The sequence below is a fragment of the Corynebacterium amycolatum SK46 genome, assembly GCF_000173655.1.
In the GTDB taxonomy this organism is placed as follows: domain Bacteria; phylum Actinomycetota; class Actinomycetes; order Mycobacteriales; family Mycobacteriaceae; genus Corynebacterium; species Corynebacterium amycolatum_A.
The window spans coordinates 1-19,302 of record NZ_ABZU01000018.1 but is presented as its reverse complement, the minus strand read 5'-3'; the positions used below and the strand labels follow the sequence as shown (position 1 = coordinate 19,302).

The following is a 19,302-nucleotide window of genomic DNA, read 5'->3' as shown; positions in this document are numbered from 1 at the left end:
CGCCATGCTTAGTTTGACCGCAGTCACTCGAACAGTGACGCTGCCCAACGGCGAGGAGCTGCCTATTTTGAAAGGCATCGACCTCGAAGTGCCACGTGGTGAGCACCTCAGCATTGTCGGCCAGTCCGGTTCGGGTAAGTCAACGCTGCTGAACATCATTGGCATGCTCGATTTGCCGGATTCTGGCACGTACACGTTCAACGGCACCGATATTTCCACCTTGTCAGACAGGAAACGCGCTGCGCTCCGGGGCGATAATTTGGGATTCGTCTTCCAGCAGTTCAACCTCTTCCCTTCCCGCACCACGCTGGAAAACGTTGAGGTTCCGCTGATGTACGACCGGGGCGAGAAGTTCTGGAATCGCACCGAGCTCGCCGCCGCGATGCTGGAGCGCGTCGGTCTGGGCGATCGTCTAGAGGCCACGCCCTCGCAGCTTTCCGGTGGTGAACAGCAGCGTGTGGCGATTGCCCGTGCGCTCGTGCGCCAACCGCAGCTCATTCTTGCCGATGAGCCCACTGGTGCGCTCGATGTCGACACCGGCAAGATCGTCATGGATCTGCTCGAAGAAGTCGCCACGGAAAACAATGCTGCGCTGATTGTGATTACGCACGATTTAGAGGTCGCCGAGCGCGGCGATCGGGCACTTGAGCTTCGCGACGGTCAGTTGCACGCCGACTCCGTCCTGCTATCTGCCGCCAACGCTATGCACGGCTTCGAGGAGGTTGCTGATGACGACGAATAAAGAAACAGAATCGAAGTCACGGCCTTCCTTCCTCTATACAGCAACGCCTTATCTCGGCGCTCTGCTGGAAGCGTGGCATGAGCTGCGCATTAACCGTGGCCGCATCATGCTGTCGCTGGTCAGTGTGGCCGCCGCAGTGTGGGCGATGACCACAGTCATTGCGCTTGGCAATATTCTCACCAGCTCTCAGGATGCGGTAACCGCGCAGAGCACGGGTATCGCCGGCACGGTCACGTTGACTGCCGGAGCGGGTAGTTCCGGTTCTGAGGATGGCGGCGGCTTCGGCGATGGCGGCTTCGGCGGTGACAGCAGCGCCGGCACAATGGCCGATAGCTTCGGCAGCTTCGGCGGCGCGGGCGTCGGCGGAAACGGACCGGACGATTTGAGCGTCATCAATCCGGACGGGTCCATCAACGACGCTTTTTCCGCTGCCACGCATCGCCTGGTAGAGACCACCCATGCCAACTTGTGGTCGCGAGTTCGCATGCAGCCAGCCACACCTGAGCACAATATGGATGACTGCACACCGGATGATTACGAGTGTTTTTCGCCAGGTACTCCCGAGCTGATTGCCGCTGACCCCGGCTGGTTCGATATCTATGCCCGCACCATCGTGCAGGGACGCCGCTTGGAAGATGCCGATGGCCAGCGCTTGATGAACCCCGTGGTGGTCAACGACCAGTTCTACGAGAGCCTGGGAAACCCAGCGCTAGCCGACCACCCAACCTTCACCTTGAAGGAAACCGGCAACACCACTTTCACCGTGGTGGGAGTGTATAAGTCCCTCGGATCGTGGGACGCCCCGAGCATTGTCACGCACTACGATTCCTTCCTCAATGCCGGCTACGAGGGTCCGGTGGGTGAGCCGCAACTTCTCGTCGCAACGCCTGAGGAGTCCGCGAAGGAGAACCAGAAGGCGCTGCACAACATTTTCCAGGCGGAGCTCGGCCCCAGCTGGAAGGTGAATACCTCCCTGTCGGAGAAGGACACGGAGATTTCCCAGGAGATGAATAACACCATCACTACGGCGCTGGGCATTATCGGTGGCATCGTGATCGCGCTTGGCGCGTTGGGCCTGCTCACGGTCTCGATTGTCACCATCGGCCACCGTGTCCGTGAGATTGGTATTCGTCGCGCAATGGGCGCGTCGGCAGGCCGGATTTTTATCTCTGTGTTCTTGGAGTCGATTGTCGCCACGACGGTGGCGGGCGTGGTTGGCGTGATTGCATCGATCATCACGGTCAAGCAGCTGCCGCTGGATAAGATGCTGGCGTTGCCGCTGGAGACCGGTGCCGTGGCCTACCCCGTCACGGCCGCTGTAATCGGCGTGTTGGTCGCGACGTTCGTGGGCGCGCTGGCGGGTATTATCCCGGCCACCATCGCAGTCCGCGTCAAGCCCATCGACGCCATCCGCTTCTAACACTTCAGCCCCCTAGTTCGCCTGGCTGCGTTGCTGCCTGCTTTTTGCAGGTGAGGCCACGTGCAGCCAGGCGAATTATCTTTAGGTTTTAAGTTGCTAAGCTATTGCCATGACTCCCGCACGCCTCGTCTCTAATGACGAATACATCACGCAGCTGGCGCTGAAAGCCGGTCGCGGTGATCAGGCTGCGCTGACGGAGTTTGTGCGGCTGACGCAGAAGGACGTGTGGCGTCTGGTCGCACATCTGGGCGGCGTTGATGCTGCGGATGATTTAACGCAGGAGACGTATCTGCGTGTCATGGGGGCACTTCCCCGTTTTGCGGCGCGTTCTTCTGCCCGCACCTGGCTGTTGTCGCTGGCCCGGCGCGTGTGGGTGGATTCGGTCCGCCATGATTCGGCGCGCCCGAAGAAGTCTGCGGTGGAAGTAGAAAACGCTGCCGAGCAGTTTACGACTGGCGAGTCGTGGTCAGAGCTCGCCGACGCCCGCGTGCTGCTGGAGCAGCTGCCGGAAGAACGCCGCGAGGCACTCATTCTGACGCAGGTGCTGGGTTACTCCTACGCGGAGGCCGCGGAAATCGCAGGGTGCCGTGTGGGCACCATTCGCTCCCGCGTCGCCCGTGCGCGCCGCGATCTGGTTGCCGCGCTTGACGACGGCGACAGCGCCAACGACGACTCGGCTGCTGTTTAGGCCCGCTCCGGCTAGGGCACCTAGCCGTTGTAGTTTGTCTCCCCGCGAAGCTGGCTAACGGTCCAGTTCGATTTTGTAGGTCGAGGCAATATCCGCATGTCCGAGGGCATCACGCATATCGCGCTCCGCGTTTTTCAAGGCAGCTACAACAGCGGGGAGGCTCGCCTGCGGCGGCATCGCCACAGTCACTTCTAAGGTGGGGATTCCATTATCCCGGTAGACCCGCGACTCCGCCTGGTTGATGTGGACGTTGCGCTCTAGATCGGCGCACACCGCATCGGCAACATCGGCGACCGGCAGCGAAATCTCTCCTAGTTTTTCCTGTGATTCCGATGCGGCGACCGTGCTGAACCGGTGCGATCGCAGATTAGCGACCACCAAGCTGCAGCCGACAACCGCTAGAATCGCTGTGACGACACCGAGGACGGGAACATACCAGCTTTGCTCAGGTATTTTTTCCCAGGATTCCATCCGGCCGGTGTCGTGAAGCCACTGTGCGGGTGCGACGTCGAAGTAGCTTGCAATCGCCCATGTTGCTACCAGAAGTAGCAGTGCTGAGAAGAGGAACAACACAATTCGGTCGAATACGCTTACTGATGTTTTCACTTGTCATCACCTTCGTATCCGCCGTGAGTTCCGGAAGCAAGTGCCGTGCCATTCTGGATTTCTTGGTAGTCAGACTCATGCATCCAAACTGGCAGGTTGCCATCGTCATCGACGCGTACATACCGGCGCGGGGCAGGAAGGAACACCGCGATGAGCTGTCCCAGCCCATAGATTGCAGCGAGGATTCCGACGAGGAGCAACACCCATGACGCGGCTGAGCCCTGAGGGTTGCTGAACCAGTCGAATGCTGGCTGTAACCATGAGGTGTCACCTGAGCTATTGGCGCTAATGATTGCTTCTCTACCTGCGACTACGGCCGCTGCAATCATCAACAGACCGGTGAAAACTCCCAGCCCGCGGACCTTTGGTGATTGACGCGGGTCACGTCCCTGGCGAGTTTCGACTGACTCGTCCGAGACCACCGCGGCCGATAACCTCTCAGTCGGCGTCATAGGGTGTCACCTCAATCTTTTTCAGTGGGCGCGGCTCTGACGTGCTTACCACCACGGTACGTGGCTGTGGCACGGATACCGGGCGCAGCTGCTCCTGTCGCGGTGCGCGAACTTGTTTCAGCCGAGTTGGACGCGGCATTTTAACCGGCCGCAGTAGCGCTGGTCGTGGCGTCTTAACGCTAATTGTGCGTGGCGACGGCACTCGTACCGGACGCAGCTTTGGTTGCCGGGGGACACTCACCTGTACCAAGGACGTCGGCTTTGGTGCTGTGACCTTTCGCAGCTGTATTGGCCGTGGAGTTGGTGTGCGACGCACCTGTACCGGCTTCGGTGCCGAGGTGCGAGCCACTGGCAGCGGCGGCGGCGCAACAATGCGACGGGCCGGTTGCGGCTTCGGTGCCTTAATAGCCACAGCTGGTAGCGGCTTCGGCGGGATGACGGAGTGCACCGGTTGTGGAGCAGGCGCTGGGACACTGCGTACTCGTTCCGGACGCGGCGGAGTAATGCTGCGTACCGGCTGCGGTGTCACCGGCTGAATGCTACGCACTGACTGCGGCTGCGGTACTGAAATACTGCGCACTGGCTGCGGCGTCGGCACGGCGATGGACCGCACTTCTGGGACCCGCCGCACCTGCGGAGCGGTCACTACCTGCTGGTTCACCCGGACAGGTGTCAACTGCGGGTGATCTGAAAAGTACGCTAAGTCCTGTCGGGTGACACGCACGTGCCCGGGTTCGACACTGTCGATGTCAACATCGACGGTGACATTTTCAAGACCGGCCATATCAGCGAGCCAGGCGGCGACGCTTGAACGAATGCGCACCGCAATTTCCGCTGTCGGCGCCGGCCATGATGCAACGGCGCGAACTGCGACTCGAACTGCACTAACGGCATTGGTCGTGGCAGAACTAGGGGCAATCTCACTATCGATAGAGACAATTGGATAGTCGCGCCCTAGCACACGGGATTGGTCGAGGGTGCCGGGAACCGCGCGCACGGCCATCTCTACGATGCGGCGGATTGCCTTTTCGCTTACGACGGTGGTGCCACGCGTTGCTGGAACGTGGATAGTCACCGTCGGCGGCCTCCTCGGTTGAACTTACGGTTGAGCTCGGGCGCATCGATTTTGCCATCGAGTACCGCACCGGCTGCACCGGCCAGACCTCCGAAGGCAATAACCGCAAGAAAACCCGTGAAACCACCAATCATTGCGGCGAAGCACAGGACAACGGCAATCGTCGCGAAGGTCTTTGTGTAATTATCGAACATGAAATTCCCCTTTATACGGGCTTAACTGCCCATCCTGCCCGGCCTCGACGCGCAATAGTTGTTAACTACTGAACGCGTGGCTGCTCCTTGGGCTCGTTAGCAGCCGCGATGGCCTTGCGCTGCTCTTCGCGCTGCTTAGCGGCCTCTTCTTCGCGCTCCTGCGGGGTCTGGTAGTCGGTGTGAACATCGGAAACATCAACATTGACTTCAGTGACCTCAAGGCCAGTCATACGCTCAACGGAGCTAATGACGTTCTGGCGGATAGCCTCGGCCAGCTCGTGGATGGCAACACCGTACTCAGCGATGATGGTGACGTCCACTGCAGCCTGGCGCTCGCCGACCTCAACAGCAATTCCCTGGGATACGTTGGCGCTACCGCCGGAGACAAACTCACGGACGGAACCAGCGAAGCGATCCATGCCGCCGCCAAGGTCATAGACACCGGAGACCTCGCGGGTAGCGATGCCGGCAATCTTGGAGACGACGCTGTCGTCGATAGAGGTGTGGCCGTGGCCGGTTCCCTTATTCGCGGAGTCCGAGCCAGCCTTAGTTGCCGGGGTGTTCTTAGCAGTGTTCTTTGCATTGTCAGCCATGATGTGCCGTTCCTGTTCTCAGTGTTGTAGACGAAATGTCTGGACAACGCCAATGCTATAACTGCCGCAGGCAACCTGCAGTGCGGCTAAGAGTACTTGACTGCGCGAGAGCCCCTCTAGTAGGGATTTCGTTACGATTGTTTCTTGGAAAACTGGATTACAGACTAGATTTTCTTTTCTTCCCCGATCTCCCGGGTAGTTCTGTATTGCAGGATTATTCCTGCTCAGCGGCAGTATATGACCTGTCATTTACTGTTCTGGCATTGCGAACGAGTCCTGCTTGCCAACCGCTTGCTAACAAATTCGACAACTTTGTATAACGAGTGACAACTCACAGTAAGATTCCACATTTTGGCAGTGAGTTAGTGCCGACCATGATTGGAACTCGTGCGCACCGCGATTTGGTTGCCGCGCTTGACGACGGCGACAGCGCCAGCGGCGACTCGGCTGCTGTTTAGCCCCGCTCCCCCGATGGGCGTTGGCCTTTCTTCTACCCCATTTTTAGAACGCTATCGCGCATGATTGCGCAGTTGAGCGTAGGTTTTGCCTTAACTGATAGGTTTATATATTTCCTTATATTCGCGATACGAAACGGGTATATGAACTGCCCGGCACGCATAGTTCCATCTTTTTCGACGAGATTAGCTTTGTTTTACGCATCTTTGGGATGATTGGACGCTTACTTTGCGCGTTCGTATTCGCCCTCTAGGAACCACAGCCTGAGGAAATGCTTTTCAATGTGCGGCCTGAAAACGCCACAACCAGTTTTTTTGGGCCGCCACCGACCGACTCACTGAGGAGCAGATTTCCCCATGAATAGACCTTCATGGATTTTCACTGTCACTGCCGTTATCACGGCTACAACCGGGCTACCGGCCTACGCCGCCACCATTAACCAAGGCGATCCAGTTGTCATCGTTCACGCTAATGGACCGCAAGCTAGTGTCTGTACGGCTGGCTATGTCGACAAGACCAACTCTCAGATTTATACAGCAGGGCATTGTGGACAAGATGGAGACACGGTGACGGATGGGACCTTTCAGAAAATTGGAGTATTCCAACCGTCTCCCACCTATGACCATTCACTAGATACAGGAAACGACATTGGAGTTGTCTCGCTTGACGACCCCGCTATTGCCGGTGAGAATTTGTATTCGGGCGATTCGACTCTATCCCCAACAGATGTTCAAACAGGCGAGACAGTCTGCATATACGGAAACACTACGGGGAAAGTGAGCTGCGGTTTAGCCGCTGATCGCGAGGCATACCAAACCGAGGACAACGCTCTGCAGGTTCAAAACGTACAGGCTCAACGCGGCGATTCCGGAGGCCCAGTATGGGTTCCGGATAAAGGCGCTGTCGGCGTTGTTTCAACTACCTGGAACATCATCGATGGCAACGGACAGCAGCTTGGCTCATACATCACCGCTAACTCACCCTGGTAAGAGGGCTTTGTTTGCGTAGGGCTTACTGATGGGTGGGACGCGAGTCTTGTTCTTTGTGCTGCCCAATGGGTTCTGTGCAGGCGACTGCACAGAACCCATTCTTGTTATTAGGACTGCTGGCGGCGAGTCCAGAACCAACCGCAGCTTGCGATTACCGCACCAAACAGTGTCCAGAGAAGGACGCCGTTTCCACCGGTCTTTGGCAGCTTGCCGGTCTTGGTGTCGGTCACCTGCATGATCATGAGTTCGCCGGAGCCTTCGGCCTTGATAAGCGGGCTACTGCCGCCTACCACCGAGATGGTGTACTCCTTAGTCTCTTGGTCAATTGAGATTTCAAAAGCTACTGGCTCTGGCAGCAGGCTAAGTCCTGCCGGCGCCTTCGTTTCTACAAGGTAGAAAGTGCCAGTCTCAGTGATTTCAATTGACTTCTGATCAGGCGTGATGGTGTAGACCGGTCCTCCACTGTAATCCGGCTGCCCACCAGCCGAGGGGTAGATATCGAAGGTTGCACCACCAAGTCCCGGTAGAATCTTGACTCCCTCACCATCGACGTACTCCGCCTTTTCCAAGGTCAGCTTGCCTGGCTTGGTGTCCGGCGCTTCGTAGTTATCGACAACACAGGAAATGGAAGACAGGACCTTATTGGATTCCGACATCTTTACACGGAAACCAAACTCGCCCACATTTTCCACCTTGAGAGGTGAGGTTTTCCCGTCGCGGGTTTGAGTACATACGGCGTTGTAGTCACCGGTGGAATCCAAGGTGTCACCGCGACGGAACAAGGTGTAGCCCTGCTTCTGCGTTTCAGTCAGAACCAGCGACTGTTCCCTCTCGCTTTCGATGTTCCACGATGCAGTACCCTTATCGGATTCAGAACCGGAGGTCACCTTCATCGACTGGTGAACTAACGGGCCATTACCAGAACCGATGACATTGTTATTTGCGGACAGGGTGAACTCCCAACCAGGGGCACCGTCTTCGAGAACCTTGCCGTTTTCATCGACAATCCTCTTCTTGACCTTCACTACACCGTTGCATCGTGTGGTTACGTCTTGGGCGATTGTTTTCATCTGTTCCGCAAGATTGCTGTAGTTAGACACCCTCACCGTGTCACCAGTGCCCGAGATATCCTCGCCCATGGTCTTGACACCACGTGCACCGTAGGTCCACCTAGACATGTCCGAAGTAACTGTGTTTAACCTCCCATTAGGCATCCGTTCAAACACCTGCAGGGCCTGGTTGCCTGCCGCGTCGTACGCCATTTTCAGATTCGCCATGGTGTCGGTGTTGATGTAATTGGCGTGCGAAGCCTTCGGGTGATCACTTCGAATTTTGTAGTAGAGGCCTGGGGCTTGTCCCGGATCTGCTTGCCAGCCAATGCGCTTGGCGTCTTTGAGCACCAGATCATTCGTTACAACGGGGCGTTGGCTGCTTCGCCCGCCAAGAGTCAGGTCGACCATGAGCGGCACAACACGGGTACCGGCAGCTTTGAGTTCGTTGGATGCTTTGATTGCGTCGTTGAGAGCACTAGCCTGAACGAATTCACCACCGATGCCCTTGCTCTTGATTGTCGAGGAGGTCGTGGGCATACCATCAGTGATGAAGTACACCACGTCGTAGTCGTTATCCTTGACCTGCTTCAGGCCCGCTTCCCAGTTCGTAGCACTGTTATTTGCGTTATAGCTCCAGTTCTTAACTACGTCCTTTGCTCGCTGGACGCCCTGCTCCGACAGCATTGAAATATATGGTGGGTTCTGACCGTGTGTCGTTCCAGCCTGATTAGCCGGACCGTCACTTGCGAAGTTATAGATGCCGAGCTCGGCTGGAGTGCCCTGCAGGGAATCGATAAATGCATTCGCGGCCTTTTTAGATGCTTCGAAACCATCAGTATCTGCGTAACGGAGCGATGTCGAAAGGTCTGCTACTACAGCAATACGCAGACCACAACGCTGTGGCATCGGCGGGTTAGGGACTCGCCCATGCACCCATTTGGCTCCATCTGGTGGCGAGATAATCTCCGGTGGTTTTGGCTCGTCCTTTTTCTCTCCGTAGACATCCAGAGTGACCTTCAAATTCTTGTTCTGCGACAGATTATTAGTGAAGGTGAATACCGCATCCTTCGGCACAACGGCAGAGTCAACCGGCTTGCCATCCTTTACCGGCACGACTTCCATAGTGATGAAGCCGTTGCCAATATTGACGTTGCGCTTCTGCAAGGTCACGCCTGGCTCGATCTGGTCCAGAGTGAGGTTGTACTTCTGCGGATCCAAGAAGGTCGCGTCAGTCTCGATACGCACGGTTGCGTACTTCATGTGAGATTCCTCAGTCACCTTAGCCGTAAAGGCATTGGGCTTCTTCGGATCTACTGGGTCAGCTTTAACTGCAAACTCGTGACCGATGGCATCAAAGTGACGCCCGTCGACAGCCGGTGGTTTGGGGTCTTCGGAAGAATCTGAACAGTCTTTTACCTCGCCACTCAGATTGAAGGTCCACTCGGTACGTGCATTCGGAGCGAGCTTGAACCCCGGCTGTGCCACCGCAGTGATTTTGACCGTACCTGGCTTGTTCTGCTCGTAGACGTGGGGGCCAGCCGGCTTCTTCTCTGCGTTGAGGTAGTAATCAACTCCCTTAGTGTCCGGGATATTGATGTATGCCTTCTCCACGCACTCCGGTGCAGTCGCGGGATCAACAAGGGTTGGGTCCGCGGGAGTTACCGTTCCAGGTTCTGGCTCCGGATTCTCCGGCTCAGTGGGCTCAGTCGGATCCGTTGGCTCCGTTGGGTCAGTAGGATTGGTAGGTTCCGTCGGGTCAGTTGACGGATCTGTTGGCTCACTCGGGTCGGTGGGCTCAGTAGAGCCGTCAGGAGTACCGCGAAGGGTGACGAATACATTGCCTGTTGCTGACGGAGCAGCGTAGTAAAGCTCTAGCCTGACTTTATCGCCCGCCTTGACGGTTTGGTTCAGCCCCTTGTGCACAACTTCAAGCGGCACCGGTCGAGAACTATCACTCGTCGTAAACTGCGGAGCAATACTCTTACCATTAACCACCAAATCATACGTTAAAAGATGCCCTGAGCCACCAACATTGAACTGGAGACTGTCAATCGTCGCATCACTATCAATAGTGAACTCAAATTTTGCATCGCCCGGATTTGGCTTCGTCTTAATCTTCTTAAACTCATACTTCGGCGGAGACGTCGGAATAACCTCCGTCTGAGCCTGCGCCTGCGGCACGGTGGGAGCAAAAGCCTGACCGCTGACAACGAGAGCTACCGCTAGCAAAGCAGCCAAGAACATGCGAAGCGCAGTTCGCATTGAATCCGGCAAGCGGAATGTTGTCGAAAACATTAGTTCTTCCCACTTTCTGAGTTCTTTTTGCTAGCGGCGATGATGACGAATCCTCCGCCGATTAGTGCAGCAGCGACGGCTACCAGCCCTGCTACCTGCACACCGGTGAGTGCCAAGGAACCGGACCGTCCGCTACTTCCCGAGCTTGAGGATGAACCCGACGAATCCGAAGGCGTCGAAGTGCCAGGCTCACCAGGTGTCGTAGAGGTAGTCGACGTTGTCGTCGAGGTTCCCGGTTTACCCGGAGTTGTCGGAGTTGTCGGCGTCGTCGGAGGCGTCTTCGGCGGGGTCGATGTTCCCGGCGTAGTCGGCGGTGTTCCCGGTGGCGTTGTCGGAGGGGTCTTCGGCGGAGTCGTCGGAGGCGTCGACGGTGGTGGCGTCTCCCCCGGCTTATGCGACTTCGCCACAATGACTCCCTCTACCGGCGTGGAGTCATAGCCCGCACCGTAGAACGGCACCGATACCAAGAAGGAGTTGATCTCCCGGTAACTGTCATTCGGAGCCGTCGAGGTCACAAGATAGATACCCTCCGGCAGATCACTGAATTTAACAGAGCCGTTTTCGTCAGTGACCTGGCTGAAGTGGAGGTCTTTCGGCCACTCGGCAAGCTCAGCTGCGGTGGCGTTTTCCACCTTCTCGCGGTCCTGCGGGCTTGACGGTGAGATTCCCTTGAGGCGCTCCAGATGAATGGTCACGCCAGAAATAGAGCCCGATGCCGACGAATTATCATCGTCCGGGTTTCCCGGGCTCAAGGTAATTCGCACAATGTCAGTGCCGCTCGTTGCTGAGACGCCCGGAGCGTCCACGCGTCCAACGATCCTGGCCGCGTTGGCGTCATTGGCGCCGATTGCACCCATCACTGCAACCAGAGCGCAGGCAGCTAAGAACGCAGCTATCCGGTTCCAGGTGGATGTCAAATATTTATTCATTGTCGTTTTCCCACCACGAAGTGTTGTTATTAAGTTCGGACGCTGATTCGCTGCCTTCAGCGAGTTCATCGCTGTCTGCGTCGCCATCAGCAGTCTCGACGTCCGCGTTCTCGGCGTCGTCGTCAAGCTCTTCGTCGGCGTCGAGGCGCTGGCGCCAGAGCCACCACGCAAAGCCTGTGCCAAGCACAAACACCGCTACGAGCAGGGCATACATCCACCACTGCCATCCAGTCCCGTGCGTTTGGTCGAAGATATTGCTTTCCGACGGATCCATCGGCACTTGGTGACCACGCACTAGCAGACGATGCGTGTTAATTCCGTAAGGAGTGCAAGTGATGAGGGTGATGTAGTCCTGGCCTTCGACGGGACGAAGATCGTCAGTCTCATGCGGAAGTACAACCTTGATTTGATCAATCTCGTACTTCAGCTTGTGGCCTGCGACCTGGATATAGAAGGCGTCTCCCTCTTTTGCTTTCCGCAGGTTATCGAAGAGCGTTACGTTAGTAAGTCCGGTGTGACCGGTAATGATGGAGTGGGTTCCAACACCGCCGACTGGAAGATCGGATCCGTATAGGTGTCCGAGCCCCTTGGCGAGCACCTCATCACTGGTGCCGTGGTAAATCGGCAGGTCGGCCTGAATCTCTGGGAAAATCAGACGCGCCATCACGTCGGTAGCGTTTAGCTGATCGAGATAAGCGGCGTACTCGGGGTTGTGGTCATTAACTTCGTTAAGCCACGGGTCCAGAATCGGGCCGGTGGTTTGGCGCTCGTTGTAAGCGTGAGCGCGTTCCCACTGTTCATCTTTAACTTCTTGGGGTACGGACTTTTCCAACTTGGCGAACTCCTTGGCCGCCTTAGAGGTGCCGTAGTTGTTCAATGCCGTGGAGACAACCGGGTACAGCATCACAAGCAAACCCACAATCACCAGAATTGCGGGGAGAACCATGCTGTTCTTTTTCGCCTGCTCAGACTGTTCAGGCTGCTCAGCTGATGCGTCCCGCGTCAGAGTAGACGCAGAGTGTTTACCCACGGAGAAACTCCCAAGAAGTCAATCAAAAAGGGATGTGGCCTTTCTCTTTCTCACAGGCATGAGGATGCCTGCTGTTGAAAAAGAACGCATCGAAAGGCCGCAACAGTAATTTCAGTGATGCGCAAACTACAGGAATGGCGTGCGCTGTTGAACGCACGCTATTCCCTCAACACTGGAGCTAAAGCGCTCCAGTGACCGAGCCTTTACTCGGGTTTAGTTCTTGGAACCGCGGCGGGCGAACCATGCACCAGCTGCGACGATAGCTGCACCGATAGCAGCCAGGATGCCGACACCGGCACCACCAGTCATCGGCAGGTTCGGGGTGGTGTCGTCGGAGTTAACGACCTCGCCTGGGTTAGCGCCGACCTGGACGGAAGCCAGCTGGTAGACGCGCTCCGGGTCAGTCGAGGTAGCAACCAGCTTGAACTCGAGTGCCTCCGGCAGCAGCTCCTTGCCCTTCGGAGCCTTGGTCTCAATCAGGCAGTAGTGCGACTGTTCGCCCTGGACAACCTCAGCATTGTCTTCGAAATCGTTGACGTGAAGACCCGTGATCTTGACGATACCGTCCTGACCAGAGACGAAGGTGGTCTTAACCTGGCCGTCCTGCTGACCGTTTACCGGAGTCCAGGAATCCTTCTTGGTGGTGTCAATGTCGGAGCACTTCTGGCCAGCAGCCTGGCGGACGATCTGGAACTCGGCGCCTTCCAGACCCTTGCGGTCGCCATCGACCTTCTTGAACTGCAGGCCGCCCCAGTAGGTCTTGACCTCAGGAGTCTCCTTCGGAGTGCTGTTCTCGGAACCGTCCGGGTTGTTCTGGAAGACCAAACCGGTGTTCGGTGCGATGTCGGTAGCTTCCTTGAACTCAGCCTTCAGCTTGGTGGTGATGGTAACGACGACCTTGTCACCGGCCACGAGCTTTTCAGCAACTTCAGGCTTCAGGTCGACATCGACCTTGTTGCCCTCGAAGAACTTACCGTCCTTGTCGTCGTCGGTAGACAGAACCTGCTCCGAACCATCGCCCTTGACAATCTTGACGTCAACCTTGGTGATTTCCAGCTTCGAGTCAATCTCGTCAGTGACCTTGAACTGGGTGCGCTTGGTCTCCGGCTTCAGCTGACGAGCCGTACCGGTGACGGTGTAGACCAGGTTTTCGTCGCCAGCGTTCTGGTCCTTGTCCTTGACGGTCTTGGTCGGCTCTTCGTCCTTGTAGTTCTTCGGGAATGCGTGAACGTCGTAGTTCCAGGTGGTGCCCTGAGTCTCGTCGCCTTCCTTGCCATTGCTGGTCATCGGAACGAAAGCGATGAACGGAACAGCCGGGTCATAGCCTTCCTTCGGACCGGTCTCAACGACCAGGTAAGCGCCAAGAGCCAGATCCTGGCCAACGTTCCACTTGCCGTCCCCATCGGTCTTTCCCTCCGCGACCTTCGTGAGGACACCGTTGTCAATCAGAGCCTGGGTTGCCTGAGTACCGGTAGCGAACTCGCCAGCCTTCAGCTTCGAAGCAGCCAGCAGACCCTCGTTGGTGGTGACATCGATGGGGGTAGCGCCATCTGCAGTCTTGTTGATCTTGTAAACGGTGAAGCCGACACCTGCGAGCTTCTCGCCACCATTGGCAATAACGTCCTGGACGTCAGCTTCGGTACCAGACGGCTGACCTTCGCTGGTCGGGTTACCGAACTTATGAATGGTGAGCGAGCCCTTGGCGTCCTTATTTACCAGAGGGGAGTTGCCGGCAGCCTGGTTGACGGCAGTGTCCTGAGCGATTGCAGCCGGGGCGGAGACGCCCATCGACAGACCGACGATGGCAGCGAAGGTTACCGAGCGGGCGGTACGAGAGAACTTATTCACGAAAACAGGTCCTTTACAGAAGTCCAAAATGAAGCGACACGCTTCAATACGTCTCGCGATTCACTCCAGACGGCGACACCAACGTTCCCCGACTTGCCAAAACTGAGATTTTCCTTAAGGGAAAGACCAGTCTGTCTAACCTTTTAAGCCTAAGCGTTATGAACCTTAACGTTTACTGGCTGAAACATTGCAGTTCAAGCCCATTGCTCGCTCAGTTAATAGCGCTCAGTGAACCGCTTATAAATAACTTAACTCGTTTCACTTCCAATCGATACCCGACGGTTACACACCGCCAAACCAAGCATCCAAGAAACCTACACAAACATAAGAATTGCAAGAGATTAATATCTTTTTATCGAGGTCACAGCGGTTTTTTCCAATCGCGGCCAAACCCCTCTCAATTCCCCACACAATCAAACCCACCCAAAAATGGGGGTAGGCAATTGCCCTATAGCGATGGCTCCTATGTCTAACCATTACCGCCGCAGAGCACGCCGGGAAAATGAGGACTTATCAACCTTCTTGTGTTTGCTGTCACAGCATCGTCGGTAAGCGAAAGCAAAAACCGTTTGAAGCAAAACGCCCCGCGGTGCACCACCCTGTGCTAGGACCTGTAAAGCACAGAGGCAGTAAGCGACACGGGGCGCGCTGTGGCGTCACAAGAGGCGTTTAGAGAACCGCCCAGTAGTGAACATCGTTGTAGCCGTTGAGCTTGAGAACGTCACCAATCTGATCGACCTTCTTCTTGCCCTCAGGGGTCATGCCATCCGGCATGATCTGCACGTCAGCGCTGTGATCGCCGGTGAAGGTGATGTTGACGTAGTCCTTGCCATCGCGGTGCTCAAGCTCGAAGACGTAGCGGTTGACGGCTAGCTTGCCCGAGTGGAGGAACCCACCCTTGCCCGGAGCGACAACTGCAGTGTCAGCAGAGTTTGCAGGTGCAGCTACTGCCTGTGCGGCAGTGGCAACCGGAGCGGCAAGCACGAGTGCGCCCACACCCCAGACACCGATTTTCTTCAACATGCTCATAGGTACTTCCTTATCTTCTGTGTTTCTGCAGGGTTTCTGCAGATTTGTTCTGTGTTTTTCTGCGACTGCCGGCGCCGCCGTTGTTCGACGGCGTTCAACAGCCACAGCCAATGAAATTGGTCAACTAGTTGAGGCTGAGCCCCAGCGCCCTAGTGCTCTGATCTAGCGCACTGGATTAGCGCACTGGAGTGGCCTCGACGATGATGTTGTCGGCGTAACCCAAGGTGCCGCCGACGAACTCGCCTCCGCAGGTGATGAGGACCAAGCGGTTCTCACCAACTGCGTCGTTGACAGCCTCGGGCATCTGGGCGCCCTTGACCACCTGGATTGGATCCTTGCTGACGGTGAAGTCTCGGCTTTCGCCATCTACCTTCACCGTGACAGTGTCACCAGCCTTCAGGTCAGCGAAACGTGCAGCGTAACCATCGCCCTGGTCCACCTCATTGACGTGGCCGGTAATGACGGACGATCCAGCAGCACCTTTCTCACCGGGAATCGCGGAGGCGGAATACCAGCCCAGGCGCGAAACGTCGGTCGGAGGAATCAGAGATCCCTGATCAGTCAGCTGAACGAAATCAATCGGAGCCGACTTACCGTCAATGAGCATCTCCATCTCGTGCACAGCTCCCCGAGAACCCTGTGCTGGAGTGGGCAGATTCTCTTGCGCACCTTCGAGCGCCGAATCATTGCGGTGCAGTTGGGCAATCACCAGCAGAGCGATAACGCCGATTAATGCGATAGCGGCGATATACACCCTTGGCTGCTTCCACCAAGGCACGTCCTGCAGGTCTTCGACTTGGCTGTCGGCCGGGTCTTCGGCCTGGTCAAACGGATCAACGTGGTCGAGTGCGCCAGTTTCGGTTTCCGGTTCGATGCCTGGTGTGTTTCCAGGTTCCTTGCCGGTCTCGTCCGAGCCAAACTGATCAGTCATGGAATCTCCTTAGTTGGTGGCTACCGTCGGCAGAGCGTGAGTAGCCAAACCGGTCGGGCCAGACGGAACCGAACTAATTGCACGTCGTTCCGAGTTCGGAGCCAACGGCTTTCCGTGGTTCTTCTGCTTATCCTGGCCAGTGCCACCGATGATGGTGACGTTGGTGTTGTTCTGCTCCGAGTGCTGATTAATCACAGTGGTCGGGGTGGCAGAGTCGCTGGTAGGTGCAGAGGAATCGTCGTTAGGCGTGTTCTGCTTGCCCTCATCCTTTGGATGCTCAGATGGCGTGTTCTCCGGGGTCTTGCCGTTCGTGACAGTCTGCTCCGCAGAGTTGATGTCCTTGTGGACAGCAACTTCCTTGCCATTGGCATCGGTCAGAGTCTCGAAGGCAACCTGAGAAGCGCAGTCGCCGTCGGTGATGATGATCGGAACATCAACCGTGCCGGCGGATGCCGTCGGCACAAAGTGCAGGCGGCTCCTAGCGCCAGTGGACTTGCCCGTCTCCTTGCACATCAGCTCACCGGTCAACGTGTACTTCGTGCCCGGCTTCAGGCCAGTGAAGTGCACGGTGTCGATGACGACAGCACCCTTCTCAACCAGACCCTTGCCGGCAATACCGGCAGTAGTCGTGATAGCTGGGTTGTCCTCAGATTGAGCTGGGGTGCTCGGGTGGTTCGGCTTGCTCGGCTTTTCCGGCTGAGCGGGCTTAGTCGGCTTGCTCGGCTTGCTCGGCTGAGCGGGCTTGCTCGGCTTGCTCGGCTGAGCGGGCTTGCTCGGCTTGCTCGGCTGAGCGGGCTTGCTCGGCTTGCTCGGCTTGCTCGGCTTTTCCGGCTGAGCAGGCTTAGTCGGCTTAGTCGGCTTGCTCGGCTGAGCGGGCTTAGTCGGCTTGCTCGGCTGAGCGGGCTTAGTCGGCTTGCTCGGCTTGCTCGGCTTTTCGGACTCGGACGTAGACGGAGTTGTCGTCTCAGACGGCTCTTCCGGCTGTGTCGTCTCCGGCTGCTCGGACGGCTCATCGTCGCTCGGCGTTGCCGGAACCGTGGACGTGGTCGGCTCAGTCGAGCTGGTCTCCGGTGCGGTCGTCTCCTCGGACGGAGTTTCGCTTTCCTCAGTCGGGGTGTCTTCCGGCTTCTCCGGAACCTCGCCGGTCACGGTCTGGCTAGCGTCGTTGATGTCTGCGTGGTCAGCGATCTCATTGACCTGACCAGCGCTTTCCTTACCAGTCGAGTCAACCTCATCAGAGGTCAGGTGCTCGAACACGACAGCCTCGGCAACAGGAGTCTTAACAGAGCCAGACACCTCAAGAGTGACAGTCACAGTACCGCTTGCCGACGTCGGCTTGAACGTCGCCTCGCCATGACCAATCACAGAGCCATCAGCCTTGTTAACCAGTTCACCGGAGAGGGTGTAGTTCTTACCAGGCACCAGGCCCTCGAAATGCACGGTGTCGACAACCTTGGCATTAGCCTCAATGCGGTTGCCCTGAAGCTCGGCTACCGTGCGCAGCTCCGGCTCCAGCGGCGTATCAGCTGGCTCGCTCGGCTTAGACGGTTCGGTAGTCTCAGTCGGCTCGGTCGGTTCCGTGGTCTGCGACTCAGTGCTGTCAGTCGGCTCGGTCGGTTCCGTCGGAGCGGCCGGCTTCGTGGACTCGGAGGTGTTAGGAGTAGTCGTCGAAGAGCTCGGCTGCTCTTCGCTTTCCGACGTCGTCGGAGTCTCAGACTCACTGGTCTCAGAAGTAGCGGTCTCGCTGGACGACGGCTCCGTTGTCTCCTCGGTCGTCTCTTCGCTCGTCGGGGTCTCTTCGGAGGTCGACGGCTGCTCCGGCTTTTCGCCGTGAACGGTCTGAGCTGCGTCGTTAATGTCCTCGTGGGAGGCGATCTCTACCCGCTGACCATCGGTGTTGTCCTGTCCATCAGCGGTGACCTCTGTCGAGGTCAGCTTTTCAAATGCAACAGCAGCGGAAACCGGCTCATCTACATCATCGGAGACGGTAATCATGACAGCCTGCTCACCCGAAGAGGTCTCCGGAGTGAATTCGACGCTGCCGGTACCCAGGATGCGATCAGCATTGGCCTTGTCCACCAGGGTGGCGTCTAGGCGGTAGTTCTTACCCGGAACCAGGTCAGTGAACTTCACGATGTCCTTAACCACAGCACCCGCGACAATCTTGTTGCCGTTCAGTCGAGCCTGAGTGGAAATCGACGGCTTACGCGTCTTCGGCTTTTCTGGCTCGGACGGTTTGGTCGACTCGGACGGGGTCGTGGTCTCCGCAGGCGTGGTCGGAGTAGTCGGCTTCTCCGGCTCGGTTGGCTTTTCTGGCTCAGACGGCTTCGTCGGCTCTGCCGGAACTTCACCGGAAGACGGAGTGACATTATCAATCACGATGATGTCTTGTTTCTTACCATTGTTGAAAATGTAGCCAGTGCGGTTCGTACCGTCGACGGTGTCCTGACCGACGTTAGCCGGACCAGTGAGGTAGTCGTAGACAGCCTTCGTCGATGGGTTGTGAATGCCCTGGGAGAAGTCAATGTCATCGGAGAAGTGCCACAGAGCGAATTGAGTTGCGTTATTGGCGTCCAGCACATTCAGACGTCCTTTAACTCCAGCTGCCTTCCCCAGTTCATCCAAACCAACAGCTGGAGAACCGTGGTGCGCAATCCAGTTGAGCTTCCGGTATCGGTCAAAGTCGTTCCGCAGCTTGTTATTGGTATCTGTACTGCGCGAGAACTGACTGAAGTTCTGCACACGACCGGTGTCATAAAGATCACCGGCGACGCTGGCCTCAATGCAGTAACCCATTTTGTGGCTACCAAATGGAGTTGCAGCCTCGTCAAATGCCGCAATGAGTGGCCCAAAATCACGGACATTTCCATTGGCTTCAACACCCTTAACGGTTCCAGGAACACTCAAAATCTTCTGAATCGTCAGGGTTTCGCCAGTGTCTTCTGCCTCCTGCGCATGCGCAATTATTGGAGA

The 19,302-nt window shown here is 56.9% G+C and carries 17 protein-coding genes; 5 read left to right on the top strand and 12 right to left on the bottom strand.

The genetic code is table 11. The features are described 5' to 3' along the window. The first annotated feature begins 4 nt into the window (after positions 1 to 4). The 3 genes from CORAM0001_RS09565 (at position 5) to CORAM0001_RS09555 (ending at position 2,850) form a co-directional block, all read left to right on the top strand. A complete protein-coding gene (locus tag CORAM0001_RS09565; protein ID WP_005511665.1) occupies positions 5 to 742 on the top strand; it encodes an ABC transporter ATP-binding protein in 738 nt (245 codons plus the stop codon). After that, positions 729 to 2,162: an ABC transporter permease gene (locus CORAM0001_RS09560; RefSeq protein WP_005511684.1), complete on the top strand. Its 1,434-nt coding sequence runs from the start codon at positions 729 to 731 to the stop codon at positions 2,160 to 2,162. The genes CORAM0001_RS09565 and CORAM0001_RS09560 overlap by 14 nt, the downstream gene beginning before the upstream one ends. A 109-nt stretch (positions 2,163 to 2,271) precedes the next feature. Next, a complete protein-coding gene (locus CORAM0001_RS09555; RefSeq protein ID WP_005511669.1) occupies positions 2,272 to 2,850 on the top strand; it encodes an RNA polymerase sigma factor in 579 nt (192 codons plus the stop codon). A gap of 54 nt (positions 2,851 to 2,904) precedes the next feature. On the opposite strand, the gene CORAM0001_RS09550 is transcribed toward CORAM0001_RS09555, so the two are convergent. From CORAM0001_RS09550 to CORAM0001_RS09530, 5 genes are all read right to left on the bottom strand, one after another. Next, positions 2,905 to 3,456 carry a hypothetical protein gene (locus tag CORAM0001_RS09550; protein WP_005511704.1) on the bottom strand — a complete coding sequence of 184 codons (552 nt, stop codon included), beginning with the start codon at positions 3,454 to 3,456 and terminating at the stop codon, positions 2,905 to 2,907. Then, the gene (locus CORAM0001_RS09545) at positions 3,453 to 3,908 is read right to left on the bottom strand and encodes a hypothetical protein (RefSeq protein ID WP_040361864.1); all 456 of its coding nucleotides are present in this window, start codon (positions 3,906 to 3,908) and stop codon (positions 3,453 to 3,455) included. Before CORAM0001_RS09545 ends, CORAM0001_RS09550 begins: the two co-directional genes overlap by 4 nt. Further along, positions 3,895 to 4,983, bottom strand: a complete 1,089-nt coding sequence (locus CORAM0001_RS09540) for an Asp23/Gls24 family envelope stress response protein (protein WP_040361862.1) — start codon at positions 4,981 to 4,983, stop codon at positions 3,895 to 3,897. The genes CORAM0001_RS09545 and CORAM0001_RS09540 overlap by 14 nt, the downstream gene beginning before the upstream one ends. Next, positions 4,980 to 5,177: a hypothetical protein gene (locus CORAM0001_RS09535; protein ID WP_005511694.1), complete on the bottom strand. Its 198-nt coding sequence runs from the start codon at positions 5,175 to 5,177 to the stop codon at positions 4,980 to 4,982. Before CORAM0001_RS09535 ends, CORAM0001_RS09540 begins: the two co-directional genes overlap by 4 nt. 65 nt (positions 5,178 to 5,242) lie before the next feature. Further along, positions 5,243 to 5,770: an Asp23/Gls24 family envelope stress response protein gene (locus CORAM0001_RS09530; protein ID WP_005511675.1), complete on the bottom strand. Its 528-nt coding sequence runs from the start codon at positions 5,768 to 5,770 to the stop codon at positions 5,243 to 5,245. 323 nt (positions 5,771 to 6,093) lie between these two features. On the opposite strand from CORAM0001_RS09530, the gene CORAM0001_RS11615 reads away from it, so the two are divergent. Further along, a complete protein-coding gene (locus CORAM0001_RS11615; protein ID WP_005511671.1) occupies positions 6,094 to 6,228 on the top strand; it encodes a hypothetical protein in 135 nt (44 codons plus the stop codon). 354 nt (positions 6,229 to 6,582) lie between these two features. Next, entirely contained in the window at positions 6,583 to 7,215 is a 633-nt protein-coding gene (locus CORAM0001_RS09525; protein WP_005511676.1) for a trypsin-like serine protease, read from the top strand. A gap of 107 nt (positions 7,216 to 7,322) precedes the next feature. On the opposite strand, the gene CORAM0001_RS09520 is transcribed toward CORAM0001_RS09525, so the two are convergent. From CORAM0001_RS09520 to CORAM0001_RS11290, 7 genes are all read right to left on the bottom strand, one after another. Next, positions 7,323 to 10,562 (bottom strand): SpaA isopeptide-forming pilin-related protein, encoded by a 3,240-nt coding sequence (locus CORAM0001_RS09520; RefSeq protein WP_005511663.1) that lies wholly within the window; start codon positions 10,560 to 10,562, stop codon positions 7,323 to 7,325. Continuing rightward, positions 10,562 to 11,491, bottom strand: coding sequence for an isopeptide-forming domain-containing protein (locus tag CORAM0001_RS11295; RefSeq protein ID WP_005511692.1), 930 nt, complete (start codon positions 11,489 to 11,491; stop codon positions 10,562 to 10,564). Before CORAM0001_RS11295 ends, CORAM0001_RS09520 begins: the two co-directional genes overlap by 1 nt. Next, positions 11,484 to 12,497, bottom strand: a complete 1,014-nt coding sequence (locus tag CORAM0001_RS09510) for a class C sortase (RefSeq protein ID WP_244262057.1) — start codon at positions 12,495 to 12,497, stop codon at positions 11,484 to 11,486. Before CORAM0001_RS09510 ends, CORAM0001_RS11295 begins: the two co-directional genes overlap by 8 nt. A 237-nt stretch (positions 12,498 to 12,734) precedes the next feature. Further along, positions 12,735 to 14,369, bottom strand: coding sequence for a SpaH/EbpB family LPXTG-anchored major pilin (locus CORAM0001_RS09505; RefSeq protein ID WP_005511681.1), 1,635 nt, complete (start codon positions 14,367 to 14,369; stop codon positions 12,735 to 12,737). Between the two features lie 669 nt (positions 14,370 to 15,038). After that, positions 15,039 to 15,398, bottom strand: coding sequence for a hypothetical protein (locus CORAM0001_RS09500; protein WP_005511660.1), 360 nt, complete (start codon positions 15,396 to 15,398; stop codon positions 15,039 to 15,041). A 175-nt stretch (positions 15,399 to 15,573) separates the two neighbouring features. Beyond that, the gene (locus CORAM0001_RS09495; protein ID WP_005511695.1) at positions 15,574 to 16,329 is read right to left on the bottom strand and encodes a class F sortase; all 756 of its coding nucleotides are present in this window, start codon (positions 16,327 to 16,329) and stop codon (positions 15,574 to 15,576) included. 9 nt (positions 16,330 to 16,338) lie between these two features. Continuing rightward, on the bottom strand, positions 16,339 to 19,302 hold a 2,964-nt coding region (locus tag CORAM0001_RS11290), incomplete at its 5' end, for a VaFE repeat-containing surface-anchored protein (RefSeq protein ID WP_157752554.1).

Coding starts and splice junctions, on each gene's coding strand:
- CORAM0001_RS09565 (WP_005511665.1), top strand. CDS start 5: ATGCTTAGTTTGACCGCAGTCACTCGAACAGTGACGCTGCCCAACGGC.
- CORAM0001_RS09560 (WP_005511684.1), top strand. CDS start 729: ATGACGACGAATAAAGAAACAGAATCGAAGTCACGGCCTTCCTTCCTC.
- CORAM0001_RS09555 (WP_005511669.1), top strand. CDS start 2,272: ATGACTCCCGCACGCCTCGTCTCTAATGACGAATACATCACGCAGCTG.
- CORAM0001_RS09545 (WP_040361864.1), bottom strand. CDS start 3,908: ATGACGCCGACTGAGAGGTTATCGGCCGCGGTGGTCTCGGACGAGTCA.
- CORAM0001_RS09535 (WP_005511694.1), bottom strand. CDS start 5,177: ATGTTCGATAATTACACAAAGACCTTCGCGACGATTGCCGTTGTCCTG.
- CORAM0001_RS09530 (WP_005511675.1), bottom strand. CDS start 5,770: ATGGCTGACAATGCAAAGAACACTGCTAAGAACACCCCGGCAACTAAG.
- CORAM0001_RS09525 (WP_005511676.1), top strand. CDS start 6,583: ATGAATAGACCTTCATGGATTTTCACTGTCACTGCCGTTATCACGGCT.
- CORAM0001_RS09520 (WP_005511663.1), bottom strand. CDS start 10,562: ATGTTTTCGACAACATTCCGCTTGCCGGATTCAATGCGAACTGCGCTT.
- CORAM0001_RS11295 (WP_005511692.1), bottom strand. CDS start 11,491: ATGAATAAATATTTGACATCCACCTGGAACCGGATAGCTGCGTTCTTA.
- CORAM0001_RS09500 (WP_005511660.1), bottom strand. CDS start 15,398: ATGAGCATGTTGAAGAAAATCGGTGTCTGGGGTGTGGGCGCACTCGTG.
- CORAM0001_RS09495 (WP_005511695.1), bottom strand. CDS start 16,329: ATGACTGATCAGTTTGGCTCGGACGAGACCGGCAAGGAACCTGGAAAC.